Here is a 12,124-nt window from a genome sequence, read left to right as displayed (position 1 = left end):
CTCTGCCTGTACTGACTCTGCCTCCCGCGGAAACTCATCGCTGTGATGTTCATTTCGCTGGCGCTGTGTCGCTGCCGTGACGGTTCGTCGTTCAGGCTCGGCCTGAGAGCCCACAGCAGCTTCAGGGAGCCGTCATGCCCCTTCTCGAAAGCGTCATCGTCGCGATTGGCTCCCAGACCGCCCAGGGAGTGACGCTCTCCCTGCTGCGCGAACTCGTCGGAGTGCAGGAGAAGCAGCTGGCGGCGCTCAAGGAGATGCACCAGGACGTCCGGAAGATGCTGAACGGGCCCTGGCGCAAGGCACAGACGAAGTTGGAGGAGGCCGCTCACGCCGAAAACGCCCTGGTGCGGCGCGAGCGCCTGAGGGCGGCGCGGGACGCCCTCGACGACGCGGCCAGCCTGGAGCCGGACGGGACGCCGCGCCGGGCCACGATCAGTATCAACCTCGCGCTCGTCTACCGCATGTTGGGCCAGGACAAGGACGCCACGTACTGGGCTGTGAAGGGCTACGAGCACCAGACAGCAGCCGTGGCGACGGCGGTGCCTGGCACGCTTCAAGCGCTCAACTCGCGGGCCGCCATTCTCAAGTCCGCCACGGAGGGGAACTTCTGGGAGCTGGTGGCAAGGTCGCGCAAGAAGGACTCGCCCGGCACGGACCGCTGGCTGCGGGAGAAGTACGAACTGGGCCGGGTCCCCCGCAGTCTGCCGCCGGATGACTTCGATCCCGAGCACGCCGGGCCCGTGGCCCCCTCCGAGGGCTTCGCTCAGATGGCGCGCATGGTGAGCGGCACGTGGGGTGCCGCCGCCGCCAACGAACAGCGGCGCCTGTGGATGTGGGAGGCGATCGTCGCCGAACGCGAGGGCAGGGAAGACGAGTTGCTTCCCTACCTCATGGAGGTGGCGATGGCGGAGACGACCACCGACGCGGGGCGCCGCCTGATGGATCTGCACCGGATGGCGCATGCCGCGCACGAGTACCGGCGGGTCTGTGCCGCCCTCGCGCCGGACGCCGACGTGACGCCGTACGAGCTGCGCGTGGATCTCTCCACGGTGCGTAACGCCCGTGTCACCTGGGCGCCCGTGCGAGTGGCGCGCGGCGGTCAGGAGTTCATGTGGCGCGGCCGGGCCTCCGTGGAGGCCCTGGCGTTCAGCCCGGACGGGCGGAGCCTCGCTGCCGCGAGCGGCAACACCGCGTACCTCCTGGACAGTTCGGACGGCCACGAGATCTCCCGGGTGCGCCACTTCACCAGCAACAGGCAGTTGGGCGTCACGTGGGGCACGGTGTGGAGCGTGGCGTTCGGCGTGAACGGGCGTCGGCTCGCCACCGGGGGCGGTGACCATACGGCGCGGATCTGGGACCCCCGGGACGGCCGCGCGCTGCTGACGGTCCGCCACATGACGCCCCTCGGCTTCGTGCGCCGGGTCGTGTTCAGCCCGGACGGGGCGCGCATCGTGACGGCGGGGGGTGATCACACGGTGCGGGTCTGGGACGCAAGGGACGGCCGCGCGCTCCTGAAGATGTCGCACGGAAAGGCCGTCTGGGATGCGGTGTTCAGCCCCGACGGGGCGCGCATCGCCTCCGTGGGAGAGGACGGGACGGCGCGCGTGTGGGACAGCCGGGACGGACGGGAACTCCTGCGTATCGCCACCGGCTTCGTCACCGGCGTCGACTTCAGCCGGGACGGCCACCACATCGTGACCGCCGGGGGCGATGCTGTGGTGTGGCACAGCGGGAGCGGGCGCGAGGATCTTCGGGTGCCCGGGGACGCCTGGGATGTCGCGTTCAGTCCTGCGGACCCGCCGCGCATCGCCATCGCCCAAGGGGAGTCGGCGATCGTTGTCGACACCGTGAGCGGACGGGAGAGCGCGAGCTTCACGCACGACGGGATGGTGATGAGCGTGGCGTTCAGCCCGGACGGGCGGCGGCTCGCCACCGCGAGCGCGGACGAGACGGTGCGCGTGTGGCGTATCGAGCGCTGAACCCCCGCTGTCGATCACGATGACCATCGAACCGTCGCCGTCGCCGTCGCCGTCGCCGTCAGTCCGGACCGCGTTGCATAAAACTGCGGCGTTGCGTATAGTCATGCTCTCCAGGAGGAGGGTTCCATGGCGGTACGTGCAGCAGTGGCAGGGGCGAGTGGGTACGCGGGCGGTGAATTGCTGCGTCTGCTGCTCGTCCACCCCGAGGTGGAGATCGGCGCCCTGACGGGCAACTCGAACGCGGGTCAGCGCCTGGGCGCGCTGCAGCCCCACCTGATGCCGCTCGCCGACCGTGTCCTGGAGCCGACCACCGCCGAGGTCCTCGCGGGCCACGATGTCGTCTTCCTCGCCCTGCCCCACGGCCAGTCCGCCGCCGTCGCCGAGCAGCTCGGCCCGGACGTCCTCGTCGTCGACATGGGCGCCGACTTCCGGCTCAAGGACGCGGCCGACTGGGAGAGGTTCTACGGCAGCGAGCACGCCGGGACCTGGCCCTACGGCCTTCCCGAGCTGCCTGGCGCACGCGCGGCCCTTGAGGGGGCCAAGCGCATCGCGGTGCCCGGCTGCTATCCGACCGCCGTCTCCCTCGCGCTCTTTCCCGCGTACGCCGCCGGGCTCGCCGAGGCCGAAGCGGTCGTCGTCGCCGCCTCCGGGACGTCGGGCGCGGGCAAGGCCGCCAAGCCGCACCTGCTCGGCTCCGAGGTCATGGGCTCCATGTCGCCCTACGGCGTGGGCGGCGTGCACCGGCACACCCCAGAGATGATCCAGAACCTGTCCGCCGCCGCGGGCACCCCCGTCACCGTGTCCTTTACGCCCACCCTGGCCCCGATGCCCCGCGGCATCCTCGCCACGTGCAGCGCGAAGGCCACCGAGGGCGTCACCGCCGAGTCCGTGCGGGCCGCGTACGAGAAGGCCTACGCGGATGAACCGTTCGTGCACCTGCTCCCCGAGGGGCAGTGGCCCGCGACCTCCGCCGTGTACGGATCGAACGCCGTACAGATCCAGGTCGCGTACGACGAGGCGGCGGGCCGCGTCATCGTGATCAGCGCCATAGACAACCTCACCAAGGGCACCGCGGGCGGCGCCCTGCAGAGCATGAACATCGCCCTCGGCCTCGACGAGGCCACCGGGCTTTCTACGATCGGAGTCGCGCCGTGAGTGTGACGGCAGCTAAGGGATTCACGGCGGCGGGCATCGCCGCCGGAATCAAGGAGAACGGCAACCCGGACCTGGCCCTCGTGGTCAACACCGGGCCCCGCCTGGCCGCCGCGGGCGTCTTCACCTCCAACCGCGTCAAGGCCGCCCCCGTCCTCTGGTCGGAGCAGGTCGTCAAGGGCGGGCTCATCTCGGCCGTCGTCCTCAACTCCGGTGGCGCCAACGCCTGTACGGGACCCCAGGGCTTCCAGGACACGCACGCCACCGCCGAGAAGGTCGCCGAGACGCTCGACCTGAACGCGGGCGAGGTCGCCGTCGCGTCGACCGGCCTCATCGGCGTCACGCTCCCCATGGACAAGCTCCTGCCGGGCGTCGAGGCCGCGGCCGGTGAACTCTCCGCGCACGGCGGCGAGAAGGCCGCCATCGCCATCAAGACCACCGACAGCGTGCACAAGACGGCCGTGGTCACCCAGGGAGGCTGGACGGTCGGCGGTATGGCCAAGGGCGCGGGCATGCTCGCCCCCGGCCTCGCCACGATGCTCGTCGTCCTCACCACGGACGCCGACCTCGAAGCGGACGTCCTGGACAAGGCCCTGCGGGACGCCACGAAGGTCACCTTCGACCGGGTCGACTCCGACGGCTGCATGTCGACGAACGACACGGTGCTGCTCCTGGCCTCCGGCGCCTCCCAAGTCACCCCGGAGTACGCCGAGTTCGCCGAAGCCGTCCGCACCGTCTGCGACGACCTCGCGCGTCAGCTCATCGGCGACGCCGAGGGGGCGAGCAAGGACATCCGGATCGAGGTCGTGGGCGCCGCGACCGAGGACGACGCCGTCGAGGTGGGCCGCTCCATCGCCCGCAACAACCTCCTCAAGTGCGCACTCCACGGCGAGGACCCCAACTGGGGCCGGGTGCTCTCCGCCATTGGCACGACGAAGGCCGCCTTCGAGCCCGACCGACTGAACGTCGCGATCAACGGCGTCTGGGTCTGCAAGAACGGCAGCGTGGGCGAGGACCGCGACCTCGTCGACATGCGGTACCGCGAGATCCAGATCACCGCGGACCTGGCGGCGGGCACCGCCGAGCCCGTCGTGATCTGGGCCAACGACCTCACCGCCGACTACGTCCACGAGAACAGCGCGTACGCGTCATGAGCGCCCAACCGACCGCGCGGAAGCACACCGCGCTCCCCAAGGCCCAGATCCTCATCGAGGCGCTGCCCTGGCTGACCCGGCACCGCGGCAAGACCGTCGTCATCAAGTTCGGCGGCAACGCCATGATCGACGAGGAGCTGAAGGCCGCCTTCGCGCAGGACGTCGTCTTCCTGCACCACGCGGGCCTGAGGCCCGTCGTCGTGCACGGCGGCGGACCGCAGATCAGCGCCGCCCTCGAGCGGCACGGCATCGTCAGCGAGTTCAAGGCGGGCCTGCGGGTCACCACCGAGGACGCCATGGACGTCGTACGCATGGTCCTGGCAGGACAGGTCCAGCGCGAGCTCGTCGGCCTGCTCAACCAGCACGGCCCGCTCGCGATCGGCCTCACCGGCGAGGACGCGCACACCATCACCGCCACGAAGCACCAGCCCCGCATCGAGGGCGAGTTGGTCGACATCGGCCGGGTCGGCGAGATCACCGAGATCGACACCGGCGCCATCGAGGCGCTGCTCGCCGACGGCCGTATCCCGGTCGTCTCCTCGATCGCCCGCTCCCAGGACGACGGACATGTCTACAACGTCAATGCTGATACGGCGGCTGCGGCACTTGCGGCTGCGCTGGACGCCGAAACCCTGATGGTCCTCACGGACGTCGAGGGCCTCTACGAGGACTGGCCGAACAGCGACGAGGTGATCAGCCGCCTCACCGCGAAGGAACTGGAGAAGCTCCTTCCCGAACTGGCGAGCGGCATGGTCCCCAAGATGGAGGGCTGTCTGCACGCCGTACGCAACGGCGTCGAGACGGCCCGCGTGATCGACGGGCGGGTCCAGCACTCGATCCTGCTGGAGATTTTCACCGACGAAGGCATCGGCACGATGGTCGTCCCGGATGACGAGACACCGGACGACGAGACAGAGGGGGAAGCGGCATGACCGGCAACGAGGAGCTGACCCAGCGCTGGCAGGGCGCGCTGATGGACAACTACGGCACCCCCAGGCTGCCCCTCGTCCGCGGCGCGGGCACCAAGCTGTGGGACGCCGACGGCAAGGAGTACGTCGACTTCGTCGGCGGCATCGCGGTCAACGCGCTCGGCCATGCCCACCCGGCGGTCGTCGAGGCGGTCAGCACCCAGATCGCGTCCCTCGGCCATGTGTCGAACCTCTTCGTCGCCGAGCCGCCGGTGGCTCTGGCCGAGCGGTTGCTCCAGCTCTTCGGCCGCGCGGGCCGGGTGTACTTCTGCAACTCCGGCGCCGAGGCCAACGAGGGCGCCTTCAAGATGGGCCGGCTGACCGGGCGTTCGCACATGGTCGCCACCGACGGCGCTTTCCACGGCCGCACGATGGGCGCGCTCGCGCTCACCGGACAGCCCGGGAAGCGGGAGCCGTTCCTGCCGCTGCCCGGTGACGTCACGCATGTCCCGTACGGCGACGCGGAGGCACTGCGGGCCGCGGTCACCGAGGAGACAGCCCTCGTCATCATCGAACCCATCCAGGGCGAGAAGGGCGTCGTCGTGCCGCCCGCGGGATACCTCAAGGCGGCCCGGGAGATCACCCGGGCCACCGGGACCCTGCTCGTCCTGGACGAGGTGCAGACCGGAATCGGCCGCACCGGCCAGTGGTTCGAGCACCTCGCGCACGAGGGCGTCGAGCCCGACGTCGTCACGCTCGCGAAGGGACTCGGCGGCGGACTGCCGCTCGGCGCGACGGTCGCGTTCGGCGCCGCGGCCGACCTGCTCAAGCCCGGCCACCACGGAACGACGTTCGGCGGAAACCCGGTGGCGTGCGCCGCGGGCCTCGCCGTCCTGGACTCGATCGACGCCGAGGGTCTGCTCGACAACGTGAAGCAGGCGAGCGAGAAGCTGCGTGGCGGGATCGAGTCACTCGGGCACCCGCTCGTGGGCCATGTCCGAGGCGCGGGCCTCCTGCTGGGTATCGTGCTCACCGAGCCGCTCGCGCCCCAGGCGCAGCAGGCGGCTCAGGACGCCGGCTTCCTGGTGAACGCCCCCGCCCCCGATGTCGTACGGCTGATGCCGCCGCTGAACGTGCGCGACGACGAGGTGGAGGCGTTCCTCCGGGCCCTGCCCGGCGTGCTTGACCAGGCCACCGCGGCCAACGGGGACGGACGATCCGGAGAATGAGACGACGATGAGCCAGGCGCAAGGCAATGAGCACGCGCACCACCCGGATCACGCCGGGCCCGCCGTGCCGCAGACCCGCACCGCACGCCACCGCCGGATCGTGGACATCCTCAACCGGCAGCCGGTCCGCTCCCAGAGCCAGCTGGCGAAGCTGCTCGCCGACGACGGCCTCACGGTCACGCAGGCGACGCTCTCCCGGGACCTGGACGAGCTGAACGCGGTGAAGATCCGCAACGCCGAGGGCGACCTCATCTACGCGGTGCCGAGCGAGGGCGGCTTCCGCACGCCGCGCGCGCCGCTGGGGGAGTCGGCCAAGGAGGAGCGGATGCGGCGCCTCTCCGCGGAGCTCCTTATCTCCGCGGAGGCCTCGGCCAACCTGGTCGTCGTGCGCACGCCACCGGGCGCCGCCCAGTTCCTCGCATCGGCGATCGACCAGGCGGAACTGCACGACATCCTCGGGACGATCGCGGGCGACGACACGCTGATGCTGATCAGCCGGGAGGCCACGGGGGGTCAGGCGCTCGCGGACCATTTGCTGAGGCTGGCTTCGAACGAGCACTGAGCCCGAGCGAGCATGAGGGCCCGAGCGAACACCAGGCCCCGAACTGCCGGGCAGCGTCTAGGGCGTGTCCGGCAGTTCCAGCTCGAACAGCGCCGCGAACAGGCGCAGCCGGTCGCTGACCCAGTCGTCGCTCTCGCCCACCGCTCCGGCCGCGAAACTGATCTGGTCCGCCGTCACCGGGCCCCGCAGCGCCGGCAGCATGCCGTCCGCGTGACGCGAGAGCAGGATCAGGTCCTGCCAGAGCGGCAGCACGTCCGGCATCTGGGGCAGGCCGGGGTCTTGCTCGAACGGCAGATACGGGACGATCCGTTGCCACGTGCGCACGACCGGCTCGCCGAGCCGTCCCGCGAGGCTGACCAGGTCCAGCGCGCAGAGTGGGGTACCCGGCGGTGAGACACGGTGTTCGCCCCCGAGGGCGACGGTGTCCCTGACGTCGGGCACCGTCGCGGGCAGGGCCTGGACCTGGGCGACGCCCAGCACCGGGACGCAGGGGCCCAACTCCCCGAGCGGAGCCAGCCTTTCGTACGCGGCACGTGCGCCGATGCGCTGTTCGCGCGCGTACGCCGTGAGCTGTCCGGCGGTGAGAGCCGCCCACTTGGGCGGCTCGAACCACTCCTCGAACTCCTCGTCGTCATCCCAGGCGATCAGCGCCCGGACCTCCTCATGGCCGGGACGGAAGTCCGCGAGAGAGGCGGGCAGGTCGGGGACGGTCAGGCCCACGCGCGACGCCTCGCGACGCGCCGTCTTCCACATCGAGCGCAGCGATGTCTTCAAGTTGGCGCTGGCGACGAAGAGGATGTCCGCGGTCGGCAGCACCGGGTAGTCCGCGGCGTCGAACGAGGGGTCGTTGCCCGAGAAGGCATAGCGGCTGGGCACGGGCAGGGCCGCCCACGCCCGCAGGAGCGTGCCCGCCGCCGGAACGTCGACCCCGGCCTCCCGCAACTCCTCCAGCACCCACGCCGTGTCGTCCCAGTCGCTGTGCTGGTAACGGGCGAACGCCAGATCCCGGAGCGTGAGCCCGTCCTCGAGGTGTATCCCCACGGCATGCAGCACGCCCACGGACCGGGAGGTCTCCGGACCGGGCACGACGCGGCCCGCCGGGGTCTTGCCCCGGTGACGCCGGACATGGGACAGGCCGAGGAAGTCCGCCCAACGGGCGATCTCCTTCTCCGCCTTGCGCAGGCCGCACTCGCCCTCGGCCGCCAGCGCGAAGGTGGCGCCCCACGGCACCGTGAGTCCGCCTGCCTCGTCGGGCACGCAGAAGTCACGCAGGACACCGCGGATCTCCCACGGCACCGTCCCCCACCGCCGAACGGACTCCGGGTCGGGCGCGGTCCAGCCGAGCCAGGCGAAGCCGGAGAGCCGCTCCAGCACCTCTCGCGCGGAGATCCCCATGTGGTGTGCGATGTCGTGGATGTCCCACGGCCATCGGGTGCGGCGCCAGCCCCGGGCGCCGTCGTCGACGTACAGGAGCGCCAAGTCGGTCTCGTCGCACACGTGGTCCTGGTGGTGGGCGGGGGCGCGTGGCGGCGGTGCCGACAGGAAGGGAGCGAACCGGGCACAGCTGTCGGCGAGTTCGCCGAGCGGACAAGAGGTCGCGGCCGAGGCGCGGACAAGACCGCCCAAGTCGTCGGGGGCGTGCTGGTAGCTGTTCTCCTTCTCGTGCGTGTAGGACCCCCGGGCGTACACACGGCTGACGAGGCCCTCGACGATCTGCGCGTCACACCAGTCGGGAGTCCAGTCCAGATCGCCCTCCCCGACGCGAGGAGGGCCCAGTTCGGGATGGGCCACGCGCAGGGCGCGCTGGGCACGCAGCACGGCGCCGACCGTCGTGCTCTGGCTGTACGCGATCGCGACAGCCGCACGCCAGTCGCGGGGCAGTGCTCTTACCGAGGAGTGACGGACGCCCCAGGAGTGGGGCTTCCCCGAGGCGACCTCGGCCCAGCCGGGTTCGGGCACGGGATGACCGGCAGTCGACACGGGGAACGAGAGAACCGAGGCCGACGCGGACGGGGCGCGGTACGTCACGTGGGCGTGGCCGAGTACGGCGGCCCGCCAGGCACGCGTCAGGCCCGCCCGGTCCTCGTCCTGGGCCCTTGGGGTCGTCCCTTTGCCGAGCTGCGCATCGGGATGGAACCAGCCGGTGGTGTCCAGGTTCAGCTCAGGACCGTACGCATCCGTGCGTACCGTCACGCCGCTGCCCCTCCACCGCTGCCAGAGGGTACGGGCCGCGCGCAGGTTCTGCCGCTCCAGGGTCCAGAGCCAGCCCATGCTCAGCGCCTCCCACGAGGCGAGCGCGGATGCCCCCGCGGCCCACTGCCGTGCTTCCCAGGCCCGGTCGTACGACTCGAGCTTCTTGCGGTTGAGGCTGAGCGTGCCCGCGTACGGGCCCGTCAGGTTGAGGACGTAGCCGAACGGCTGCCGGTCGGTGCCGATGCCGTCGCACAGCACCGCGCCCTTGCCGTGCACCCACCACAGCACACCGGGCACGGCCTCCACCGCCGGGCGGCCCGCGTCCGGTCCGACCGGGGTCTGGAGCTCGCCGGGACCCCAGTGGTGCCGTCTGCCCGACGCGTCCTCGACCACCATCCCGAACTCGCTGACCAGGACCAGGCGGCGCAGCGTCGAGACGGGCGAGAGGCCCGAGTCCACCACCGAGTCCCGCAGATACAGGCGGATCCGCGTGCCGCCCTCCAGGAGGCCGTCCTCCATGGAGTCGTCGTGCTCCTGGATACGGAACAGACTCCCGCTGCCCGGGATGTCGACCCGCAGCGCCTTTCCGGCGGGGATGCCGTCGACGCCCACCTGGCGGGTGACGACGGTCATCTCGTCGGCGAGCATGAAGTAGCTGAACACCCCGATGCCGAAACGGCTGTTGGGGTAGAGGCGCAGCGCCGGGTCCTGCCGGTGCCAGTTGGCCTGCTCCTGGCGGAACGCCCGGGACTGCTCGAAGCGGCGGCCCGCCTTGGTGAAGGTGTTCTTCAGCTGCTCAAGGCCCATGCCCACGCCGTTGTCCCGGCACTCCACATAGCGCCCGCGCTCGTCGGTTCCCTCGACGACGGTGATCCGCCCCTCCCAAAGACCCGGATCGCCGCCCCTGCCCTCCAGATATCTGCGCCGCATCGCCCGGTGGCGGCAGGCGTCCATCGCGTTCTGGTACAACTCGCGCAGTGCCAGGTCCGGTTCCCCGTCGTAGATGCGCTCGCCCATGAACAGGTCGCGGACCTCGGTCTGCGCCAGCTGAAAACGCAGCAGCGGCACGTCGTACGCTCTGCGGCCCCGCTCCTGGACCGCCCGCAGCGCCCGGTCCGTGACGCGGGCCGGCACCCCGGACAGCAGGACGGAACGGGACTCGGGCAGCCCGCCGGCCGCGTTCCGCAGGGCGCAGGCGAGGTCGTCGGCCTGCTCCACGACGCCCGCGAGCGCGGCGTGCACCGCCGGGTGGGGACATGCCGCGTCCAGGGCCAGGTCCTGGTCCGCGGTGTGCCAGGCCGCGTCCCGCACCGCGTTGACGGCGTCCTGGGGGAGCACCGGATCAAAGACCGCGAGGTGCTCGGCGAGGACGTCCGGCAGGGTCCGCACGTCCAGCGCGAGGGTGGCGGCCAGATGGACCAGCGCCGCCGCCTCCGCCACCCGCAGCACCTGACTTCCGCCGGGCACCGGCACCGCGAGCTCCGACAGGGCGCCGGGCGCCAGGAGCGGGGCACCCAGTGCGACGCCGGAGGCCACGGAGGAGAGGGCCGCCGCCAGCTCGGCCACGCGCGGGCCGTGGCCGGCCGCACCGGCCGAACTGTCGAGGAGCCTTGCGGCCAGCGTCGCGGACTCCACCGGCGGGACGGGCTCCTCGTCGGTCTCGAACCGCTCGGTGATCCAGCGGTGCACCAGCCACAGGGCGACATCGCGCGCCTCCTCGACGCGGCCGTTCAGCAGGCAGGCGGAGAGCTTGTCCCTGATGTGCGGGTGATGGCCGGCCACCTGCTCGTAGTGTCTGCGCCACGCGTCGCCGTCCTTGCGCGGCCGGGCGCTGTACGCGGAGATGTCATGGGCGTGGCTCAGGCGTCGTGCCCAGGCGGCTTCATGCAGGAACGGGGCGGCGACGAGCGCTGCGGCCTCCACCGCGGAGAGCGCCACCGTCTTCGGCACCAGGCCCGGCAGCCGGTCGCGCAGCAGGCGTACGGGGAAGTCGTCGTCGGCCCACGGGTCGGGCATCCGCTCCTGGGCGCGGTGGACCACGTCGGCGCACTCCTCGACCAGTGTGGCGAGGCACTCCCGGAAGCGGGGGACCAGGCCCGCGTCCGACTCGGCCACCCGTTCCCACAGGGCGGTGTCCGAGGCGGCGTCGCGCCAGCCGTCCAGCAGTCTGCGGCCCGCGCAGACCTCCGTCTCACGGGCCTCGGCGTCCAGCTCGGACCCGTACCGGATCTGCGGCTCCTGCTCCACGCCCAGTTGTCGTCGCGCCGAGCGCAGGGTGTGCCGTCGGGCCGTCTCGTACACCTCGTGCACGGTCCGGGCTTCGGTCAACGGGCGGAACGCTTCCGCCAGGCCCTGGGTGAAGAAACTGCCCTCGGCCGTGAACCCGGACCGTTGCCCGGCGGCGCAGGCCGTGATCAGCGCGAACCGGCCGGACGGTTGGCCTCTGAGGATGCCGCTGCCGAACACGCCCGCACCGCCGGACGGTTCGTCACGGCACGCGTCGACCAGCCACAGCACGGTGCCCGCCCGGCAGTCGGAGAGGTACGCGCTGATGTCCGCGGGGACGAGAGTCTCGCGGTGGGGCCTGCGCCAGTCGCCGTCATGTGGGGCGCGCGCGTCCGAAGGGACGAGATAGTCGGTGCCGTCGATGCGGATGCCGTGCCCCGAGAAGTGGAGCAGCAAAGTGCCGTCGGCCGGGACGCTCCGTGCGACCTCGTCGATCGCGGTGGTGATCGCGGCCCGGGTTCCGTCGGGCACCGTCTCCACGTGGTAGCCCGCGGCCCTGAGCGCGGCGCCGAGCGCGCGCTGGTCGGCGGCCACGGGCTCCTCCAGCGGAGCGAAGTGATGCGCGGCGTCAGGCGTCGCCGCGACTCCGATCAGCAATGCGGTGCGTGTCTGCTCCATGCCCTCTCCCAGGTGCGAGCGCCTATCGTCGCATTTGGGAGGT

Annotated in this window: 7 protein-coding genes; 6 read left to right on the top strand and 1 reads right to left on the bottom strand. The window is 71.5% G+C overall.

The annotated features are described in order from the left end of the window. Positions 1–134: 134 nt before the first annotated feature. From ACGFX9_RS07670 to ACGFX9_RS07645, 6 genes are all read left to right on the top strand, one after another. On the top strand, positions 135–1,979 hold the full coding sequence (locus ACGFX9_RS07670) for a WD40 repeat domain-containing protein (RefSeq protein WP_393466367.1): 1,845 nt from the start codon (positions 135–137) through the stop codon (positions 1,977–1,979). Positions 1,980–2,105: 126 nt separating this feature from the next. Beyond that, positions 2,106–3,134 (top strand): N-acetyl-gamma-glutamyl-phosphate reductase, encoded by a 1,029-nt coding sequence (gene argC / locus ACGFX9_RS07665; protein WP_393466364.1) that lies wholly within the window; start codon positions 2,106–2,108, stop codon positions 3,132–3,134. Next, positions 3,131–4,285 (top strand): bifunctional glutamate N-acetyltransferase/amino-acid acetyltransferase ArgJ, encoded by a 1,155-nt coding sequence (argJ, locus tag ACGFX9_RS07660; RefSeq protein WP_393466362.1) that lies wholly within the window; start codon positions 3,131–3,133, stop codon positions 4,283–4,285. Before argC ends, argJ begins: the two co-directional genes overlap by 4 nt. Next, positions 4,282–5,217 (top strand): acetylglutamate kinase, encoded by a 936-nt coding sequence (argB, locus tag ACGFX9_RS07655; RefSeq protein ID WP_393466359.1) that lies wholly within the window; start codon positions 4,282–4,284, stop codon positions 5,215–5,217. Before argJ ends, argB begins: the two co-directional genes overlap by 4 nt. Further along, positions 5,214–6,422 (top strand): acetylornithine transaminase, encoded by a 1,209-nt coding sequence (locus ACGFX9_RS07650; RefSeq protein ID WP_393466356.1) that lies wholly within the window; start codon positions 5,214–5,216, stop codon positions 6,420–6,422. The genes argB and ACGFX9_RS07650 overlap by 4 nt, the downstream gene beginning before the upstream one ends. Before the next feature lie 7 nt (positions 6,423–6,429). Further along, a complete protein-coding gene (locus ACGFX9_RS07645; RefSeq protein WP_393466354.1) occupies positions 6,430–6,984 on the top strand; it encodes an arginine repressor in 555 nt (184 codons plus the stop codon). A gap of 57 nt (positions 6,985–7,041) precedes the next feature. On the opposite strand, the gene ACGFX9_RS07640 is transcribed toward ACGFX9_RS07645, so the two are convergent. Then, the gene (locus ACGFX9_RS07640; protein ID WP_393466351.1) at positions 7,042–12,081 is read right to left on the bottom strand and encodes a caspase family protein; all 5,040 of its coding nucleotides are present in this window, start codon (positions 12,079–12,081) and stop codon (positions 7,042–7,044) included. Between the last annotated feature and the right edge of the window lie 43 nt (positions 12,082–12,124).

Source organism: Streptomyces sp. NPDC048436 (assembly GCF_043200355.1).
Classification (GTDB): domain Bacteria; phylum Actinomycetota; class Actinomycetes; order Streptomycetales; family Streptomycetaceae; genus Streptomyces.
The sequence above is the reverse complement of the archived record's forward strand: the minus strand, read 5'-3'. Positions and strand labels throughout refer to the sequence as shown.

Excerpts from the sequence above, each read along its gene's own strand:
- ACGFX9_RS07640 (WP_393466351.1), bottom strand. The coding sequence starts at position 12,081 with ATGGAGCAGACACGCACCGCATTGCTGATCGGAGTCGCGGCGACGCCT.
- ACGFX9_RS07645 (WP_393466354.1), top strand. The coding sequence starts at position 6,430 with ATGAGCCAGGCGCAAGGCAATGAGCACGCGCACCACCCGGATCACGCC.
- ACGFX9_RS07650 (WP_393466356.1), top strand. The coding sequence starts at position 5,214 with ATGACCGGCAACGAGGAGCTGACCCAGCGCTGGCAGGGCGCGCTGATG.
- ACGFX9_RS07670 (WP_393466367.1), top strand. The coding sequence starts at position 135 with ATGCCCCTTCTCGAAAGCGTCATCGTCGCGATTGGCTCCCAGACCGCC.
- argC (WP_393466364.1), top strand. The coding sequence starts at position 2,106 with ATGGCGGTACGTGCAGCAGTGGCAGGGGCGAGTGGGTACGCGGGCGGT.
- argB (WP_393466359.1), top strand. The coding sequence starts at position 4,282 with ATGAGCGCCCAACCGACCGCGCGGAAGCACACCGCGCTCCCCAAGGCC.